Origin of the sequence: Pseudomonas sp. RIT778, assembly GCF_019718735.1 — a bacterium.
Taxonomy (GTDB): Bacteria; Pseudomonadota; Gammaproteobacteria; order Pseudomonadales; family Pseudomonadaceae; genus Aquipseudomonas; species Aquipseudomonas aphyarum.
This window is the reverse complement of record NZ_JAIHBA010000014.1, coordinates 126,342-144,633: the sequence shown is the minus strand read 5'-3', so window position 1 is coordinate 144,633 and position 18,292 is coordinate 126,342. Positions and strand designations below refer to the sequence as shown.

Here is an 18,292-nt window from a genome sequence, read left to right as displayed (position 1 = left end):
CCAGGAGCATTGCGATGAGTACCGACGATAAACGCATCCGCGAATTCGCCTATCAGATCTGGGAATCCGAAGGTAAACCCGAAGGCCAGGAAGCGCGCCACTGGGAGATGGCGCGCAAACTGGCTGAGTCCGAGGCGCTGGCACCGAAAAAATCGCCCAAGGCTGCCGGCAGTAAAACCGCTGGCAAGACCGCCACCGCCAAAGCCGTCGATGGCAAGGCGCCCGCCGCCAAGCCCAAGGCCACGACGGCCAAGGCCAAGCCAGCCAGTGCCGCCAAGGTCATTCCCCCGGGCGAAAAAGCCGCCGAGAAAAAGCCCCGCGCGCCGCGCAAGCCGCCAGCGGTCTGACGCGTCCCGAACCATTGATTTGAATAACCGTGTGGCGGGTTCGCCCGCCACCGAGGGCGCACTCGTCCTCAAGAAACATGAAGCCTCTGTGGGAGCGAGCTTGCTCGCGAAGGCGATCTATCAGTCACCTCCATCTTTGAATGACAGACCGTATTCGCGAGCAAGCTCGCTCCCACAAAGAATTGATGCCCACCCCCATTTGCAGGAGCACCTATGACCCGTCCAAAGAAAGCCGAGCCCGCCGCGCACGCCGAACCCTCGCGCATCCGTGAAGGCCTGCCCTTCCCGCTCGGCGCGACCTGGGATGGTCTGGGGGTGAACTTCGCGCTGTTTTCCGCCAACGCCACCCGCGTTGAACTGTGCATTTTCGACGATGCCGGCGAAGTCGAACTCGAGCGCATCGAGCTGCCGGAATACACCGACGAGATCTACCACGGCTACCTGCCCGATGCGCATCCGGGGCTGATTTACGGCTACCGGGTCTACGGCCCGTACGACCCGGCCAACGGCCACCGCTTCAACCACAACAAATTGCTGATCGACCCGTACGCCAAACAACTGGTCGGCCAGTTGAAATGGTCCGAGGCGCTGTTCGGCTACACCATCGGCCACCCGGACGCCGACCTCAGCTTCGACGAGCGCGACAGCGCGCCCTTCGTCCCCAAGTGCAAAGTCATCGACCCGGCGCACACCTGGGGCCACGACCATCGCGTCAGCGTGCCGTGGGACAAGACCATCATTTACGAGACCCACGTGCGCGGCATCAGCATGCGTCACCCTTCCGTGCCGGAGAACGTGCGCGGAACGTTTGCCGGGCTGATGGTCGACGACGTGCTGGAACACATCCGCAAACTCGGCGTGTCGACCGTCGAGCTGCTGCCGATCCACGCCTTCGTCAACGACCAGCACCTGCTGCACAAAGGCATGACCAATTACTGGGGCTACAACAGCATCGCGTTCTTCGCCCCGGACCCGCGCTACCTGGCCAGCGGCAAGATTGCCGAGTTCAAGGAGATGGTCGCGCACCTGCACGATGCCAATCTCGAGGTGATTCTCGACGTGGTCTACAACCATACCGCCGAGGGCAACGAGCAAGGCCCGACCCTGTCGATGCGCGGGATCGACAACGCCTCGTACTACCGCTTGATGCCGGACGACAAGCGCTTCTACATCAACGATTCCGGCACCGGCAACACCCTCGACCTGAGTCACCCGTGTGTGCTGCAAATGGTCACCGACTCGCTGCGCTATTGGGCTAGCGAGATGCACGTCGACGGCTTCCGTTTCGATCTGGCAACCATTCTCGGCCGCTATCACGATGGCTTCGATGAACGTCACAGTTTCCTTGTGGCCTGCCGCCAGGACCCGGTGCTGCGTCAGGTGAAAATGATCGCCGAGCCTTGGGACTGCGGCCCCGGCGGTTATCAGGTCGGCAACTTCCCGCCGGGCTGGGTCGAGTGGAACGACAAGTTCCGCGACACCGTGCGCGCCTTCTGGAAAGGCGACGACGGCCAGCTCGCCGACTTCGCCAGCCGTATGACCGCCTCCGGGGAAATGTTCAACCAGCGTGGCCGCCGACCCTATTCGTCGGTGAATTTCGTCACCGCCCACGACGGCTTCACCCTCAACGATCTGGTGTCTTACAACGACAAGCACAACGAGGCCAACGACGAAAACAATCAGGACGGCAGCAACAACAACCTGTCCTGGAACCACGGCGTCGAAGGCCCTACCGACGACCCGGAAATCAATGCGCTGCGCCACCGGCAGATGCGCAATTTCTTCGCCACCCTGCTCTTGTCCCAAGGCACGCCGATGCTGGTCGCCGGTGACGAATTCGCCCGCACCCAGGACGGCAACAACAACGCCTACTGCCAGGACAGTGAGATCGGCTGGGTCAACTGGGATCTGAGCGAGGACGGCAAGGCGCTGCTGAAATTCGTCAAACGCCTGATCAAATTGCGCCTGGCTTACCCGATCCTGCGCCGGGGGCGCTTTCTGGTTGGCGAATACAACGAGGACATCGGCGTCAAGGACGTGACCTGGCTTGCGCCGGACGCCACGGAAATGACCACCGAACACTGGCATGACGCGCAGAATCGCTGCATGGGCATGTTGCTTGACGGTCGCGCCCAGGAAACCGGGATCCGCCGCAAGGGTGCCGACGCCACGTTGCTGCTGGTGGTCAACGCGCATCACGACATCGTCAACTTCACCTTGCCGGAAGTGCCTGAAGGCAGTTTCTGGACGTGCATGATCGATACCAACCAGCCATCGATCCGTGGCCAAGAGCGTTTTGAATTCGGTCATGAGTACTCGGTCACCGGACGCTCGCTGCTGCTGTTTGAACTGCAACGCGAAGAAGAGGACTGACATGGACTTGCCCGTCTATCTCTCACGGCACGCGCCGGACTACCGCGACACTGCCGCTCTCGGCCTGTGTCTGCGGCAACTGGTCGAGGCCGGCCTCGACCGCCTGCCGTTACCCGGCAGCGGTCGTACGCTGGAGCGCTGGCAACGGCTGTCCGAGGTCGGCGGGCATGATCTGGGGCTGTGCAAACTCTACGAAGGCCATACCGATGCGTTGGCGATCATCGAGCAACTCGGCGGATCGCCGACGCCCGGCAGCACGTGGGGCATGTGGGCGGCCGAACCACCCCAGGCGCGGGTTCGGGTCAGCCGTTCCGGGCAACTGGTGCGGTTGAACGGACGCAAAGCCTGGTGTTCCGGGGCGGCGGTGCTCAGCCACGCCCTGCTCACGGCGTGGGATGAGGACGATCGCCAGCAACTGGTGGCCGTGGCCCTCGACCAACCGGGCGTGACCGTCACCGATCAAGGCTGGCAAGCGGTCGGCATGGCGGCCACCGGCAGCGTCGAGGTGCTGTTCGACGAAGTCGAGGCGCAGGCGATCGGCGATCCTGGCGACTACCTGCAACGTCCGGGGTTCTGGCATGGCGGGATCGGGATTGCCGCGTGCTGGTACGGCGCCGCGAGGGAAATCGGTGAACAGCTGCGCCAGCAATGTGCCCGACGTGAAGAACCCCATTCGCTGGCCAGTCTCGGCGCCGTCGACAGCGCCTTGCACGCCGCAGCTCAAGCGCTGCGCGTCAGTGCGCTGGACATCGACAGCAATCCCCACGCCAACGCCGAGTTGCTGGCCCGCCGTGTACGCGCCGTGGTCGAAGATGCCGCCGAACAGGTCATTCGCGAGACAGGTCGGGCGCTCGGTGCCGGGCCGTTCTGCAAGGATCCGCACTTTGCCCGCCTGGCGGCCGACTTGCCGGTTTATCTGCGCCAGAGCCACGCTGAACGCGATCTGGCAGCACTGGGCCGATTGATTGCGCAGCACCCACGCGAGGGTTGGGCCCTATGAAGCGCAATCCGATTGTCGGTGAAGGCACCTCCCTGCAGGAATGGCAGAACTCACGTCATCTGGCAGCGGTAGACAGTATCGACACTCTTGATCTGGTACCGCCGGGATCGCGAGCGGTGGTGATTGCGCCGCACCCCGACGATGAAGTGCTCGGTTGCGGCGGGCTGTTGCAACAGCTCGCCGCCGCGGGTCGCACGCTGCAACTGATTTCGGTCACCGACGGCAGCGCCAGCCATCCGGGCTCGGAGCGCTGGCCGGTGGAGCGCTTGAGCGTGGTGCGCCCGCAGGAATCCGCCGAAGCCCTGCGCCGTCTCGGCTTGCCGATGCACCAGTTGCAGTGGCTGCGAGGTGGCTTCCCCGACACCCAGGTCGCCGCGCTCGAATCGATGCTGTGCGAATACCTGACCCGCTACCTGCAACCCGACGACGTGATCTTCACCACCTGGCGCGAAGACGGTCACAGCGACCACGAAGCCGTGGGCCGTGCCAGCGTCGAAGCGGCGCGCCGCGTAGGTGCGATCTGCCACGAACTGCCGGTCTGGACCTGGCACTGGGCAACACCCGAAGACGCCATCGTGCCCTGGGAACGGGCGCGCAAAATCCTGCTCAGCCCGGCACAGGTTGCGCGCAAGCGTCATGCGGTGCATGCGTTTGCCAGCCAGCTAGAGGGCGATCCCGAAGCCGGCCTGGCTCCGGTGCTCAAACCCTATGTCATTGATCGACTGCTGCAACCGTTCGAGGTGGTCTTCTTATGAGTGTCGAGGATCGCTACTTCGAAGGCCTGTTCGCGGGCAATAACGACCCGTGGGGATTTCGCCAGCGCTGGTACGAACAACGCAAACGTCTCGTGACCCTGGCGGCCCTGCCCCGGCCGCACTACCGGGCCATCTTCGAGCCCGGGTGCGCCAACGGTGAACTGAGTGCAGCACTGGCCGAACGCTGCGATCGTTTGTTGTGCTGCGACACCAGCGCCGCCGCAGCCAATCTGGCGCGCACACGGTTGAGTCTGTTCGACCACGCCGAGGTGCGTCACGGGCGCTTGCCGATTGACTGGCCTGAGGAAAAATTCGACCTGATCGTCTTCAGCGAAATCGGCTACTACCTCGATCGACAGGATCTGACAGAGGTCATCCGGCGCATCAGCGATTCATTGACGGCGGACGGGCAATTGCTCGCCTGTCACTGGCGCCCGCCCATCGAAGATTGCCCGCTCAATGCGCGACAGGTTCACGACCTGATTCACGAACAGTTGCACCTGCCGCGCCTGGTCCTGCATCAGGAAGCCGATTTCCTGCTGGAAGTCTGGAGCCGCGAACCCCGTTCGGTGGCCGCGCTGGAGGGGTTGCGATGATTGGCATCCTGATTCCTGCGCACAACGAGGAAGAGTGGCTCGATGAATGTCTGCACGCAGCTTTGCGCGCTGGCGGACATCCCATGCTGGCGGGTGAACCGGTGGAAATTCTGGTGGTGCTGGACAGCTGCACCGATCGTTCGGCGCACATCGTCAGCCAGTATCCGGTGCAAGCTTTGAGCATCGAAGCGCGCAATGTCGGCCAGGCGCGAGCCATCGGCGCGCAGCAATTGCTTGAACGCGGTGCGCGCTGGATTTCCTGCTCCGACGCCGACAGCCGGGTCGCCGAGGATTGGCTGGTGGCGCAACTGGGGCTGGGCACCGATGCCGTGTGCGGCACGGTGACCGTTGACCGCTGGCAGGACGGGTTCGATGAAGCGGCGCAGATTCGCTATCACCGCGATTACCGGGCCTGCGAAGGTCACCGGCACATCCATGGCGCCAACCTGGGCGTCAGCGCGCAAGCTTATGTTCGCGCCGGCGGCTTCGAGCCGCTGTCCTGTGATGAGGACGTGCAGCTGGTGCGTCAACTCGAGCGCTCAGGGGCCAGCATCGCCTGGAGCCATCGCCCGCAAGTCATCACCAGCGCCCGTCTGGACAGCCGCGCACGCGGCGGTTTTGGCGACTATCTGCGACAGCTGGCACAGACTGAATAAAAAAAAGCGGATCAGGTTGATCTGTGACGCGACGAACCGCCCGTCTTGAGCAATACTCTGCTGCGCAGCAATCCAGGGTTCGGAGCGCTGCAGGGCTATCCACCAGCCTTCACGGGTCGCACACGCCTGGTATCACCAGCGTTTGGGCGACTGAGGGCGAGACTCAACAAGGACGTATCACTCATGAAACCGTTATCCCTCAGCGAGAGCGGCCTGCCGGCGCAGATCTGGAACAGCGCCCCGCAGCTCGACAATATTCCCGTCATCAACACCCACACTTTGGTCCCGCCCGGTGCCCGCGCAGTGGTCATCGCCCCGCACCCCGGCGATGAAGTGGTGACCTGCGGCGGCCTGCTGCAACTGCTTTCCAGCCTCGGTCATCCCTTGCAACTGCTGTCGATCACCGATGGCAGCGCTAGCCACCCAGGCTCGCGTCAGTGGTCGGAAAAACGCCTGAGCGTGTTCCGCCCGCAGGAAAGCGTCGAAGCCCTGCGCCGTCTGGGCTTGCCGATGCACAGCCTGAAATGGGTGCGCGGCGGTTTCACCGACAAAGCCCTGCTCGACCAGGAAACCCAACTGACCGATTTCATTGCCCGCTACCTGCGCCCCGGCGACGTGGTGTTCAGCACCTGGCGCGAAGACGGCACCACCGATCATGAAGTGGTCGGCCGGGCGAGTGCCAAAGCGGCACAACAGGTTGGCGCCACCTACCACGATGTGCCGGTCTGGGCCTGGCACTGGCCGGAACGGGATCAGGCGCAGATCCCGTGGCATCGCGCACGCAAGCTGCGCCTCGACACCTGGACCGTCGCGCGCAAGAGCCACGCCACCCACGCCTACGCCAGCCAGCTCAATGGCGAACCGGCGATCGGTATCGCGCCGCTGCTGCCCAAGTCGATTCTGGAGCGCATGCGCCTGCCCTACGAGATCGTCTTCGTCGATTGACGGTCCGTCGGGCGCGGGCAGCCACTCAAAGTGAACTGCCCGCGCCCGGATCAGTCGCATGAACAGGCAGTCATGATTCAGAGGAGTGAACGTGTCCAGCGATCCCAAGCGTCATGCCGTCGACGCACAGACCTCGACCCCGTCCGCCATCCATCGCCTGCGGGTGCTGACGGTCAATACGCACAAGGGTTTCACCGCGCTCAATCGACGTTTCATCCTTCCGGAACTGCGTGAAGCGGTGCGCAGCACCTCGGCCGATCTGGTGTTTCTGCAGGAAGTGGTGGGCGAACACGAGCGGCATTCCAGCCGCTACAACGAATGGCCCCAAACCTCGCAGTACGAATTCCTTGCCGACAGCATGTGGAGCGATTTTGCCTACGGCCGCAATGCGGTCTATCCCGATGGCCATCACGGCAACGCCCTGCTGTCGAAGTACCCGATCCGCGAATACCGCAACCTCGACGTCTCCATTACCGGCCCTGAACGGCGCGGGCTGTTACATTGCGTACTGGATGTGCCGGGGCATGCCGAAGTGCATGCCATCTGCGTGCACCTGAGCCTGCTCGAAAGCCATCGGCAATTGCAGTTGCAGCTGCTCTGCCAGTTGCTCGAATCGCTGCCCGACGATGCGCCGGTGATCATCGCCGGCGACTTCAATGACTGGCAGTTGCAGGGCAACGTCGCCCTCGCCCGCCGCGACTACCTGCACGAAGCCTTCGAACGTCATCACGGCCGCCCGGCCAAGACCTACCCCGCGCGGTTCCCGTTGCTGCGACTGGATCGGATTTATCTGCGCAATGCCAGTAGCCACGACCCGCAGATCCTCGGCAACAAACCGTGGACGCATCTCTCGGATCATTTGCCGCTGGCGGTTGAAGTGCATTTGTAGCGCGATACTGACAGCTGTCTTCACCCACAAAGCGCTGCGAAACCGATTGCCGCATTCGGTTTCGCAGACCGACTGTCGGCTATAAAACGTCTCTGCCTCGCGGCTTTCACAGCCATTGGCCCTACAAACAAGCACTTAGATAAATGCGCAAAAACAGAAACTTGCATCACCTGTTTTGACCCGACCGCTCATCGTCCAATTTCTTGACGCAAGGGCTCGGGTCTTCTTAGCTCTACCTTACTACCCCCGGAAATACTACTCGGGGCGAACCCCAGGTCACTCGTCAAAACGGGCGGCCTCGGGCTCGCCACGCTCCATTCGGTCGCCCCTCGTTCGGGGTAGGAGAGACGCCAAGGCGAGATACCACATGCGCTAGCAAGGTAGAACTCCATGAAAACCTCACTCACCTCACAAGAGATCAAAGTCACGTTCTGCACCGTTTCAAGTTCTATCTTGCTGTGCTCGTCCATGGAGGCGCAGGCGGGTCCTGTGGCGGACGAGGCGACGCCCTGGTATCGCCAGGACATTCCCGTCATGACCCTCCCCGCCACGGTCGTGACCCCGGGCCCGCAACGGCTGAGCCCACAGCCGGATCTGCGCGGGACAAACCTGATTACCGAAGATCTCGCCCCCTCTGCCTGGGAGCAGCTTTACGGGCCGACGTCCCGCCAGGCGCAAACCGACGTCCTCAGCCCGGGCTTCGCCACGCCCGGCACCGGCGACTTCAAGGGGCCCGCCGTACTGACCCTGAAAAGCAGCAGCGGCCACACCCAGCAGGTCGGCCTGATCGGCGGGGTCAATCAGATTCAGGGCAACAGCAACGGCCTGATCACCAGCCGCGCCCTCGCCGACCCGAACACCGACACCCTCAACCTGCAAGGCCAGAGCCTGGGCGCTTACTACAGCCTGATCGGCCCGCAGGGCTGGCACGTCGACCTGTCGGCCAGTGGCGGCCGGGTCAGCGGTTTCAGCCGTAACGAGCAAGGCGCACGCCTGGCCACCGAGGGCAGCGCAATGACGCTGTCGGTGGAAGGCGGCTTCCCGATCGGTCTGGGGGAAAACTGGGTGGTTGAACCGCAGGCGCAATTGATCAACCAGCGCATCACACTGGACACGCCCTATGCGGGCTCGGGCAATGCGTCTTCCAGCGATATTTCATCGTGGAGCGGCCGGGTCGGTGCACGCTTGAAAGGGAGCTACGATCTGAACGGCCTGCCGGTCGAACCCTACGTGCGCACGAACTTGTGGCACACGGTGTACACCGGCAACACGGTAACGCTGGATCAAGTGGACAAGATCAGCAGCAGCCGCAAATCCTCGACCGTTGAAGTCGGACTGGGGCTGGTGGCGAGAATGACGCCGACGGTAAGCCTGTACGTCAGCGCCGATTACAGCAGCGACGTGGATGACAACGATCTGAACGGGTTGATTGGGAGCCTCGGCATTCGGATGCGCTGGTAAGAACGAGCCATCCCTGATGATCGTTCCCACGCTCTGCGTGGGAATGCAGCCCGGGACGCTCCGCGTCCCTTCCAGAGCTGGAACGCGGAGCGTCCCTTGAGGCATTCCCACGCGGAGCGTGGGAACGATCTACGTCGTGGTGATCCGTTACGCACTTGGGCCTTCAGGCTTAAGGATCAACACCGCCAACGGCGGCAAATTCAGTTCCAGCGACAACGACTGCCCATGGCTCGCCACCTCTTCGGTAAACGCCCCGCCGCCGTTGCCATAATTGGAACCCGCATACGTGTCGGCGTCACTGTTGAGCAATTCCTTCCAGCGCCCGGCGAACGGCACACCGACGCGATACGACTGGCGTGGCACCGGGGTAAAGTTGGCCACCACCAGCACCGGCGTTCCGTCCTTGCTCCAGCGCAGCCATGCGTAAACGCTGTTGATCGCATCGTCACCGATCAACCACTGGAAGCCTTGCGGCGCATCGTCCTGCTCGTGCAGCGCCGACTCTTCGCGGTAGAGCCGGTTGAGGTCGCCGACCAGCTTCTGCACGCCTTTGTGCTCCGAGTATTGCAGCAGATACCAGTCGAGTTGCTGATCGTGATTCCACTCGCGCCACTGGCCGAACTCGCAGCCCATGAACAGCAGCTTCTTGCCCGGATGGGTCCACATGAAACTCAGATAGGCCCGCAGGTTGGCGAACTTCTGCCAACGGTCGCCGGGCATCTTGTCGATCAGCGAATGCTTGCCGTGCACCACCTCGTCGTGGGAAATCGGCAGGATGAAACGCTCGGACCAGGCGTACACCAGGCCAAAACTCAACTCGTTGTGGTGATGGGCGCGGTACACCGGATCCTGCTGGATGTAATGCAGCGAATCGTGCATCCAGCCCATGTTCCATTTGTAGGCAAAACCGAGACCGCCCTGCTGAGTGCTCTGGCTGACACCGGGCCACGCCGTGGATTCCTCGGCGATCACCAGCGCACCCGGCGCTTCCAGCGCCACCACGTCGTTCAAGTGCCGCAGGAAGTCGATGGCTTCCAGGTTCTCGCGACCGCCATGGCGGTTCGGCACCCACTCGCCAGCCTTGCGCGAATAGTCGCGATAGAGCATCGACGCCACCGCGTCGACTCGCAGCCCGTCGACGTGGAAATGCTTCAGCCAGTGCAGCGCCGACGCCAGCATGTAGCCGTGCACTTCGGTGCGGCCGAGGTTGTAGATCAGCGTGTCCCAATCCTGATGGAAGCCTTCCAGCGGATTGCCGTACTCATACAACGCCGTACCGTCGAACTGCGCCAGACCGTGGGTATCAGTCGGGAAATGCGCCGGCACCCAGTCAAGAATCACCCCGATATCGGCCTGATGGCAGGCGTTGATGAACGCCGCGAACTCGTCCGGCGTGCCGTAACGGGCGCTCGGGGCGAACTGCGACAGCAACTGATAACCCCAGGAACCGCCAAACGGGTGCTCCATGATCGGCATCAGTTCGATGTGGGTGAAACCCAGCTCCTTCACATACGGAATCAAGCGCTCGGCCAGCTCCGGCCAGGTGTACTGACGCGCCACTTCGCCGAGATCGTCGAGTTCGCATTGCCAGGACCCGGCGTGCAATTCATAGATCGACAGCGGCGCATTGTGTTGCTGGCGCTCGCGACGGCTGCTCATCCAGTCCTGATCCTGCCAGTCGATCTGCAACGGCGAGGCGACTTTCGACGCGGTGTCCGGCGGCAGGCTGGTGGCCAGCGCCATCGGGTCGGCCTTCAGCGGCAGGATGCCGTGGGCGCCGAGGATTTCGTACTTGTACAGATCCCCCGCCTGAAGGCGCGGAATGAACAATTCCCACACGCCAGATGGATGCCGCAGGCGCATCGGATGCCGCCGGCCGTCCCAGACGTTGAAATCGCCGACCACCGACACCCGCCGGGCATTCGGCGCCCACACGGCAAAGCGCACACCGTCGACGCCATCGACGGTTTTCAGCTGCGCGCCGAGGCAACTGCTGAGGTCGCGGTGATTGCCTTCGGCGAACAGATACAAGTCCATTTCACCGAGCAACTGGCCAAAGCTGTAGGGATCTTCCGCGACCTGTTCACCACCGGCCCAGCGGGTGCGCAACAGGTACGGCCGCGCGCCCTCGAAATGCCCGACAAACAGCCCCGGCGTTTCGGTAGCCTCCAGCGGACCGAGTTCTTCGCCACTGTTTTTATCGACGACAGCAACACTCAACGCACCGGGCAGATACGCCCGGATAAACTGCCCGCCGGCGCCATCGCCGTGGGGGCCAAGAATGGAAAACGGGTCGTGATGTTCTGCGCGCACCAAGGCATCAATGTCTTTTGCAGTGGGCAGCAATCTTTCTTTAGCGTGACCCTGTTCCCTGTTCGAGAAACTCATGACTACTCTCCACCAAGATCGGAAAAGGGTTTGAGCCCCGTCAATAACCCATACAGACCGTGCAGCGGCACGGGCAGCCAGGTGGGGCGATTTTCGGCTTCATAGGCCACTTCGTAGGCCGCTTTCTCCAGACCGAACAACGCCAGTGCGGCGTCGGCACCTTCAGGATCTTGCCAGGCATGATCAAGACTAGCTGCCGCTTGGCGATATGCCTGGAGAAATGCTGCCCGGGCTTCACGCAGGTAACGCTCCGTGACCCGCCGACGCGCGGCTTCGGCCTCGGGGCTGTTGTCGACGTTGTGCACATTCAGGGCCATGGCGGCGGCATAGTCGAAGGAACGCAGCACCCCGCTGACGTCCTTGTACGGACTGTGCTTGCCTCGGCGTTCGGCCAGTGGCCGCGCCGGTTCGCCTTCGAAGTCGATCAGGTAGGCGTCGCCCTTGATTACCAGCACTTGTCCCAAATGCAGATCGCCGTGGACGCGGATCCGCAAGCCGCCAGCGGATTGCCTGGCCAGTTCCTGAACGTGGGCGAGGATGGTTTTCTTGTTGTCGAGCAACCGAGCAACAAGCTTCTGATCCGCCGCGTCGAGTTCGCCCTGATGCTGTTTGAGCAGCTTCAGCGCATGCTCGACCTGCGCCGCGACATCCTTGCCGCTGGCCTGCGCATCCTTGGCCGAACTGACCTGCGGCGCGAAGTCCTTGTTGTCGCTCGGCGCTGCCAGCACCTGATGCATTTCCCCCAGACGCTGGCCGAGCATCCCGGCGAAATCCTTCAGTTCACCCAAGGCGTTGTAGTGCTGCGCCTGTTCGGACACGGCATCGGCCAGTTCATCGCGCAGCGCCCGTTCGAGGTTGTTCTGCGTCCATTCCCAGGCATCGCCCTGATTGCTCAGATAACCCTGCGCAATCATCAGCAGGTTGTCTTCGCCCTTCCCGTCGCGGCGAATCACCGAACCGAGCAGTGGAGAGATATTGGCAAATCCGGCAGCGGTCAGGTAAGCGCTCATCTCCAGTTCCGGGTGTACGCCAGAAGCGACTTTGCGGATCAGCTTGAGCACCAGACTGTTGCCGATCACCACCGAACTGTTGGATTGCTCGGCGGACAGATAGCGCACTTCGGATTCCGCGCCAAGGCCGAGTTTTTCCAGTTGCGGCGTTGCCTCGAAACGGATCTCGCCCTCACTGGATTCCAGCACCGTACCGCTCTGCATGCCTTGCAACACCGCGCGAATAAACGCTTCAAGACTGAAGGCATCGGTAATCAACCCGACCTGACGAACCCGACGTACCCGCGCCAGGGCCAGTTGTTGCGGCAACGCCGGCCCGACCTGATCTTCGGCAATGAAGCCGAACGGCAATTGATAACGGCTGGTCTGCCCACCGCTCTGCACTTCGATTTCGCTGAACAGCACCGGATGCTGGGCATCGCCGAAGCGCACGCCGTAGGCAAGTTTGACCTGGTCGATGGCGGCGTCCTTGCCGGCGAACCAGCGGCGGTTCTGCAGCCAGCTCGGCAGGATCGCCTGCTCGAGGGTGGCGCGGGACGGTGCTTCGAGCAGTTCTTCCATGCGTTTTTTCAGCACCAGCGTGGTGAAGTCCGGCAGGCTTTGCGCCGGCTCGACGTGCCAGCTCGGCATCTGGTTTTCCGCCGCGAGGCCGAACCAATAGAAACCGTAGGGCGGCAGGGTCAGCAGGAAACTCAACTGGCCGATGGGCGGGAACGCGTTACCGCCGAGCATCTCCACCGGCACCATGCCGACGTAGGCCGACAGGTCGAGCTCCACGGCCTGAGCGCTGCGCGACACGTTGGCCACGCACAGAATGGTTTCGTGCTTGCCGTCCGGCCCGGTGTATTCACGGGTGTAGGCCAGCACGCGACGGTTGGCCGGCGAAAGCATTTTCAGCGTGCCGCGACCGAACGCCTTGGATTGCTTGCGCACGGTCAGCAGGCGTCGGGTCCAGTTCAGCAACGAATGCGGGTCGCCGGCCTGGGTTTCGACGTTGACCGACTGGTAACCGTATTGCGGGTCCATGATCGGCGGCAGCACCAGACTGGCCGGATCGGCGCGGGAAAATCCGCCGTTGCGGTCGATCGACCATTGCATCGGTGTACGCACGCCGTCGCGGTCGCCGAGGTAGATATTGTCGCCCATGCCGATCTCATCGCCGTAATACAGGGTCGGCGTGCCGGGCATCGACAGCAGCAGGCTGTTGAGCAGTTCGATGCGGCGGCGGTCGCGCTCCATCAGCGGTGCCAGACGCCGGCGAATACCCAGGTTGATCCGCGCGCGACGGTCGGCGGCGTAGTAGTTCCACAGGTAGTCGCGTTCCTTGTCGGTGACCATCTCCAGCGTCAGTTCATCGTGGTTGCGCAGGAAGATCGCCCATTGGCAGTTGGCCGGGATCTCCGGAGTCTGGCGCAGGATGTCGGTGATCGGGAAGCGATCTTCCTGGGCCAGCGCCATGTACATGCGCGGCATCAGCGGGAAGTGAAACGCCATGTGGCATTCATCGCCATTCACGCCCTCGGAGTCGGTGTCGCCGAAGTACAGCTGGGTGTCTTCCGGCCATTGGTTGGCTTCGGCCAGCAACATGCGATCCGGGTAGTTGGCATCGATTTCGGCGCGGATCTGCTTGAGGACGTCGTGGGTTTCCGGAAGGTTTTCGTTGTTGGTGCCGTCGCGCTCGATCAGATACGGAATCGCGTCCAGCCGCAGGCCGTCGATGCCCATGTCCAGCCAGTAACGCATCACCGACAGCACGGCTTTCATGACCTGCGGGTTGTCGAAATTGAGGTCCGGCTGGTGCGAATAGAAGCGGTGCCAGAAGTATTGGCCGGCCACCGGATCCCAGGTCCAATTGGACTTTTCGGTGTCGAGGAAAATGATCCGGGTGCCGTCGTATTTCTGGTCGTCATCCGACCACACGTAGAAGTCCCGCGCCGCCGAACCGGGCTTGGCCTTGCGCGCACGCTGGAACCATGGGTGCTGATCGGAAGTATGGTTGATGACCAGCTCGGTGATCACCCGCAACCCGCGTTTATGCGCCTCGGCAATGAACCGCTTGGCATCGGCCATCGTCCCGTAATCGCTGTGCACGCCACGGTATTCGGCGATGTCGTAACCGTCGTCGCGGCGTGGCGAGGGATAGAACGGCAACAGCCAGATGGTGTTGACGCCGAGCTCGGCGATGTAATCGAGTTTGGCGATCAGGCCGGGAAAGTCGCCGATCCCGTCGTTGTTGGAGTCGAAAAAGGATTTGACGTGAACTTGATAGATAACCGCGTCCTTGTACCAGAGCGGATCCTTGATGAAGGTGGCTGCCTTGGGTTTCTTCGCCATGTGAAACTCCTGTTCAATTCATTGAAGCCGAACCTGCTACTGATCGTTCCCACGCTCTGCGTGGGAATGCATACCGGGACGCTCTGCGTCCCAAAGGCGGACGCAGAGCGTCCATGGCGGCATTCCCACGCAGAGCGTGGGAACGATCAAGGGGAAGTAATGCGCCAGATTCCAAACGGCTGATAAGCCGGGTCGATCCGCATGAACTGGTACTTGCCGTGCCAGTCCCAGCGATGGCCATTCATCAGGTCTTCGCCGTGGGTGGTGGCGTCGTCCGGCAGACCCATTTCCCACAGCGGCAGCTCGAAATTCGCCTCCTGCACGTTATGCGGATCGAGGCTGACGGCCACCAGAATGAAGTTGCTGCCGTCCGCGCTGCGCTTGCCGAAATACAGAATGTTGTCGTTCCAGGCGTTGTAGATCTTCAGGCCCAGGTGGCTGTGCAGCGCCGGGTTCTGGCGGCGGATGCGGTTGAGCTGGGCGATCTCGGCAATGATGTTGCCGGGCTGGTTGAAGTCGCGGACGCGGATCTCGTACTTCTCGGAATCGAGGTATTCCTCCTTGCCCGGCACCGGCGCCGATTCGCACAGCTCAAACCCCGAATACATGCCCCACAGGCCCGAGCCCATGGTCGCCAGCGCCGCGCGAATCAGAAATCCGGAACGTCCCGATTCATGCAGGAACGTCGGGTTGATGTCCGGCGTGTTGACGAAAAAATTCGGCCGGTAGCACTCGCGCCACGGCGATTCATTGAGTTCGCTGAAATAGGTCGCCAGTTCGGCCTTGGTGTTGCGCCAGGTGAAATAGGTGTAGCTCTGGGTGTAACCGACCTTGCCCAGCCGCGCCATCATCGCCGGGGTGGTGAAGGCCTCGGCTAGGAAGATCACTTCCGGGTACAGCGTGCGCACATCGGCGATCAGCCATTGCCAGAACGGCAGCGGCTTGGTGTGCGGGTTGTCGACGCGAAAGATCTTCACGCCCTCCTGCACCCAGCCGACCACGATGTCGCGCAGCTCGACCCACAGGCTCGGAATCGCTTCCGGCGCATAGAAGTCGACGTTGACGATGTCCTGGTATTTCTTCGGCGGGTTCTCGGCGTATTTGATCGTGCCGTCCGGCCGCCAGTTGAACCAGCCCGGATGCTGCTTGAGCCACGGGTGATCCTGGGAACACTGGATCGCGAAGTCTAGGGCGATTTCCAGACCATGGTCAGCGGCAGCAGCCACCAGCCGGCGGAAGTCATCGCGGGTGCCGAGTTGCGAGTGAATCGCTTCGTGGCCGCCCTCCTCGCTGCCGATCGCATATGGGCTGCCGGGGTCGTCCGGGCCGGCGGTCAGGGAATTGTTGCGACCCTTGCGATGGCTGCGGCCAATCGGGTGAATCGGCGTGAAGTACAACACGTCGAAGCCCATGTCCTGAATCATCGGCAGGCGCGAGTGCACGTCATTGAAAGTGCCGTGGCGGGCGGGATCGTCGGTGATCGAGCGGGGAAACAGTTCGTACCAACTGGCGAATTCCGCCAGTTCGCGCTCGACGTCCACCGGGAATTCCGGGCTGAGGCTCAAGTAGGCGCGGTGATCGGCCTCGGCCATCAGTTGCGCACTGCGCGAGTGCAGAAACAACGCGACCTGCTCGGTTTCGAGCAGGCCGGACAATTCGTGGTGCAAGCCGGCCAGTTGTTCGCTGAGCTGACCTTCGCTGCGCTCGGCGGCCTGTTGCACCATGGTGCGCCCCTCTTGCAGCTCGAGGCTGACCGGGACGGCGGCGGTGTGCTTCTTCTCCAGTTCGTACTGAAAACTGGCGAACTGGTCGATCCACGCTTCGATCAGGAACAGATAGCGGCCCATGCGCTGCGGTTGAAACACACCGCGCCAGCCGTTGTTGCCCTGATCGCTCATGACCTCGGTCTGCCAGGTCTCATCGCCCTCTTCGCGCCAGCGAATGCGCACCGCCAGCTTGTCGTGACCGTCGGCGAACACCTTGCTGGTGACCACGATTTCCCGGCCGGCAATTGCCTTGACGGCAAACTGTCCGCCGTCGAGGGTCGGTGCGGTGTTTTCGATGACGATGCGCGGCAGCAGCAAGGCCTGCGACAGCGGCATGTGCGGGTTGTAGCTCAGTTCGGAGGGTTTTTCAGCAGTCATTGAGCATCTCTCCTTAACGCCCCAAGGACGCTCGTTTGCCTGTTTGGCGGTCACGACCGGGCCTGCGCCCGGCGATGAACTCTCTCAGGTTCCGAGCGACCGTTGCCGGGAAAAGTTCACAGGGATTTGCCCCGCCACAAAATCGGATCGATTTCGCAGTGAAGTGGTCAACCCACTTAAGCACTTCCCACGCCAAGTGCCACACGGAGGTTCAACCGATGACTATTCCGATTCCGGCCGAAACACCTGATCCGAACATCGATAAACCGGTCCTGCCCGAGACCGAACCGCAGCCGATCCCCGAACAGGAACCGCCTGGCACCACGCCGCCACCGAAGGAAGAACCACCGACGACCATGCCGCCGGTGATTGTCTGATCAGCGAGGGTCGTTGTGGTCCTTCTCGATGCGATCCTTATCCAGATGATCGTTCTCGAAGACTCTGACGATCCTCGGCATCACGCTGAAAATCCCCAACGCCAGCAACGTACTGAGCACCGCCGTCGCCTCGCGGCCCAGACCGGCCGCGACGCCGATGGCGGCAGTCATCCACAAACCGGCGGCGGTGGTCAGGCCCTTGACGTGACCTTCGTCGCCTTCATGATTTTTCAGGATGGTGCCGGCCCCGAGAAAGCCGATCCCGGCAATCACCCCCTGCACCACCCGGCTCATCGCGTCGGCCTGCGAACCGGACAATTGCGGCACCAACACAAACAGCGCCGCACCGAGGGCCACCAGCATGTGCGTTCGCACCCCGGCGGCCTTGCCCTTGTGTTCACGCTCGAACCCGAGAATCCCGCCCAATATCGCCGCCATCAGCAGGCGCACGGTGATCCGCGTCAGCTGCGATGCATCCCCGATGTCGGCGAATTCGGCTTGCAGGGTTTCCCACACTTCATGCCACCAGGCGTTCATCGTGCAGTCCTTGTGAAGGGGTTATAGAAGGTGGACAGCGGCGACCATTAATCGGTTGCCTAGAACGATCTGCTAAATCGCGCACCCTAACTGTTGAGATCCCCTGTGAAAAAGGACAGCCCAATGCCCCTTCGTATCGATGAAAGCAATCCGGATTCCAAAGTCTGTTTTTTCACCGTTGAGAATGGTGAGGAAATCCGGATCTGCGACACGCTGGAAGTCAGGACAGATAGCGAAAAAGCCATGTCGTTCGTCGAAGTGGAAGGACGGCGCATCTACGTCACCGAAGCGGAAGCTGATGCGTTGACCGTCGCAGGCGCCCGGGATGGACGCAAACACCTGAAGGCCGACGACAGTGATTCGGTGATTTGACTGACCTCGATCAACAACCGGCGCAGGCGCCTGGGATAGGCATCTGCGCCTTGGCCTGCGGGCTGCTTCAAGTTGTCGCAGGCTTTGTCACAAAACCCATCTGATACG

15 protein-coding genes are annotated in these 18,292 nt (G+C 62.2%); 11 read left to right on the top strand and 4 right to left on the bottom strand.

All coding sequences use genetic code 11. The features are described 5' to 3' along the window. The first annotated feature begins 14 nt into the window (after positions 1 to 14). From K5E37_RS11285 to K5E37_RS11245, 9 genes are all read left to right on the top strand, one after another. Positions 15 to 347, top strand: a complete 333-nt coding sequence (locus K5E37_RS11285) for a DUF2934 domain-containing protein (protein WP_085604047.1) — start codon at positions 15 to 17, stop codon at positions 345 to 347. A gap of 213 nt (positions 348 to 560) precedes the next feature. Further along, positions 561 to 2,720, top strand: coding sequence for a glycogen debranching protein GlgX (gene glgX, locus K5E37_RS11280; RefSeq protein ID WP_221533840.1), 2,160 nt, complete (start codon positions 561 to 563; stop codon positions 2,718 to 2,720). A gap of 1 nt (position 2,721) precedes the next feature. Further along, positions 2,722 to 3,720 carry an acyl-CoA dehydrogenase family protein gene (locus K5E37_RS11275; RefSeq protein WP_221533839.1) on the top strand — a complete coding sequence of 333 codons (999 nt, stop codon included), beginning with the start codon at positions 2,722 to 2,724 and terminating at the stop codon, positions 3,718 to 3,720. Next, a complete protein-coding gene (locus tag K5E37_RS11270; RefSeq protein WP_221533838.1) occupies positions 3,717 to 4,475 on the top strand; it encodes a PIG-L deacetylase family protein in 759 nt (252 codons plus the stop codon). The genes K5E37_RS11275 and K5E37_RS11270 overlap by 4 nt, the downstream gene beginning before the upstream one ends. After that, positions 4,472 to 5,071 carry a class I SAM-dependent methyltransferase gene (locus tag K5E37_RS11265; protein WP_085604060.1) on the top strand — a complete coding sequence of 200 codons (600 nt, stop codon included), beginning with the start codon at positions 4,472 to 4,474 and terminating at the stop codon, positions 5,069 to 5,071. Before K5E37_RS11270 ends, K5E37_RS11265 begins: the two co-directional genes overlap by 4 nt. Then, entirely contained in the window at positions 5,068 to 5,727 is a 660-nt protein-coding gene (locus K5E37_RS11260; protein WP_085604064.1) for a glycosyltransferase family 2 protein, read from the top strand. The genes K5E37_RS11265 and K5E37_RS11260 overlap by 4 nt, the downstream gene beginning before the upstream one ends. A gap of 183 nt (positions 5,728 to 5,910) precedes the next feature. Continuing rightward, complete coding sequence (locus K5E37_RS11255; protein WP_085604067.1) at positions 5,911 to 6,672, top strand: PIG-L deacetylase family protein; 762 nt, start codon at positions 5,911 to 5,913, stop codon at positions 6,670 to 6,672. 91 nt (positions 6,673 to 6,763) lie between these two features. Beyond that, a complete protein-coding gene (locus K5E37_RS11250; protein WP_221533837.1) occupies positions 6,764 to 7,561 on the top strand; it encodes an endonuclease/exonuclease/phosphatase family protein in 798 nt (265 codons plus the stop codon). A gap of 390 nt (positions 7,562 to 7,951) precedes the next feature. Next, positions 7,952 to 9,022, top strand: a complete 1,071-nt coding sequence (locus K5E37_RS11245) for an autotransporter outer membrane beta-barrel domain-containing protein (protein WP_221533836.1) — start codon at positions 7,952 to 7,954, stop codon at positions 9,020 to 9,022. A gap of 147 nt (positions 9,023 to 9,169) precedes the next feature. On the opposite strand, the gene glgB is transcribed toward K5E37_RS11245, so the two are convergent. From glgB to K5E37_RS11230, 3 genes are all read right to left on the bottom strand, one after another. Beyond that, complete coding sequence (gene glgB / locus K5E37_RS11240; RefSeq protein ID WP_221533835.1) at positions 9,170 to 11,410, bottom strand: 1,4-alpha-glucan branching protein GlgB; 2,241 nt, start codon at positions 11,408 to 11,410, stop codon at positions 9,170 to 9,172. A gap of 2 nt (positions 11,411 to 11,412) precedes the next feature. After that, positions 11,413 to 14,754 (bottom strand): maltose alpha-D-glucosyltransferase, encoded by a 3,342-nt coding sequence (gene treS / locus K5E37_RS11235; RefSeq protein WP_221533834.1) that lies wholly within the window; start codon positions 14,752 to 14,754, stop codon positions 11,413 to 11,415. Positions 14,755 to 14,900: 146 nt separating this feature from the next. Further along, positions 14,901 to 16,898 (bottom strand): alpha-1,4-glucan--maltose-1-phosphate maltosyltransferase, encoded by a 1,998-nt coding sequence (locus K5E37_RS11230; protein ID WP_221533833.1) that lies wholly within the window; start codon positions 16,896 to 16,898, stop codon positions 14,901 to 14,903. 218 nt (positions 16,899 to 17,116) lie between these two features. On the opposite strand from K5E37_RS11230, the gene K5E37_RS11225 reads away from it, so the two are divergent. After that, on the top strand, positions 17,117 to 17,275 hold the full coding sequence (locus tag K5E37_RS11225) for a hypothetical protein (RefSeq protein ID WP_007952133.1): 159 nt from the start codon (positions 17,117 to 17,119) through the stop codon (positions 17,273 to 17,275). On the opposite strand, the gene K5E37_RS11220 is transcribed toward K5E37_RS11225, so the two are convergent. Further along, positions 17,276 to 17,812 (bottom strand): MgtC/SapB family protein, encoded by a 537-nt coding sequence (locus tag K5E37_RS11220; protein WP_127798000.1) that lies wholly within the window; start codon positions 17,810 to 17,812, stop codon positions 17,276 to 17,278. 123 nt (positions 17,813 to 17,935) lie between these two features. Here K5E37_RS11220 and K5E37_RS11215 point away from each other — a divergent pair, with 123 nt between their 5' ends. Continuing rightward, positions 17,936 to 18,184, top strand: coding sequence for a DUF3203 family protein (locus tag K5E37_RS11215; protein ID WP_011333950.1), 249 nt, complete (start codon positions 17,936 to 17,938; stop codon positions 18,182 to 18,184). The last annotated feature ends 108 nt before the right edge of the window (positions 18,185 to 18,292 follow it).

Bases quoted from the DNA above. Each gene is read 5' to 3' on its own strand.
- K5E37_RS11230 (WP_221533833.1), bottom strand. From the start codon at position 16,898: ATGACTGCTGAAAAACCCTCCGAACTGAGCTACAACCCGCACATGCCG.
- treS (WP_221533834.1), bottom strand. From the start codon at position 14,754: ATGGCGAAGAAACCCAAGGCAGCCACCTTCATCAAGGATCCGCTCTGG.
- K5E37_RS11245 (WP_221533836.1), top strand. From the start codon at position 7,952: ATGAAAACCTCACTCACCTCACAAGAGATCAAAGTCACGTTCTGCACC.
- K5E37_RS11275 (WP_221533839.1), top strand. From the start codon at position 2,722: ATGGACTTGCCCGTCTATCTCTCACGGCACGCGCCGGACTACCGCGAC.
- K5E37_RS11270 (WP_221533838.1), top strand. From the start codon at position 3,717: ATGAAGCGCAATCCGATTGTCGGTGAAGGCACCTCCCTGCAGGAATGG.
- K5E37_RS11225 (WP_007952133.1), top strand. From the start codon at position 17,117: ATGACTATTCCGATTCCGGCCGAAACACCTGATCCGAACATCGATAAA.
- glgX (WP_221533840.1), top strand. From the start codon at position 561: ATGACCCGTCCAAAGAAAGCCGAGCCCGCCGCGCACGCCGAACCCTCG.
- K5E37_RS11265 (WP_085604060.1), top strand. From the start codon at position 4,472: ATGAGTGTCGAGGATCGCTACTTCGAAGGCCTGTTCGCGGGCAATAAC.
- K5E37_RS11220 (WP_127798000.1), bottom strand. From the start codon at position 17,812: ATGAACGCCTGGTGGCATGAAGTGTGGGAAACCCTGCAAGCCGAATTC.
- K5E37_RS11285 (WP_085604047.1), top strand. From the start codon at position 15: ATGAGTACCGACGATAAACGCATCCGCGAATTCGCCTATCAGATCTGG.
- K5E37_RS11215 (WP_011333950.1), top strand. From the start codon at position 17,936: ATGCCCCTTCGTATCGATGAAAGCAATCCGGATTCCAAAGTCTGTTTT.
- glgB (WP_221533835.1), bottom strand. From the start codon at position 11,410: ATGAGTTTCTCGAACAGGGAACAGGGTCACGCTAAAGAAAGATTGCTG.
- K5E37_RS11260 (WP_085604064.1), top strand. From the start codon at position 5,068: ATGATTGGCATCCTGATTCCTGCGCACAACGAGGAAGAGTGGCTCGAT.
- K5E37_RS11255 (WP_085604067.1), top strand. From the start codon at position 5,911: ATGAAACCGTTATCCCTCAGCGAGAGCGGCCTGCCGGCGCAGATCTGG.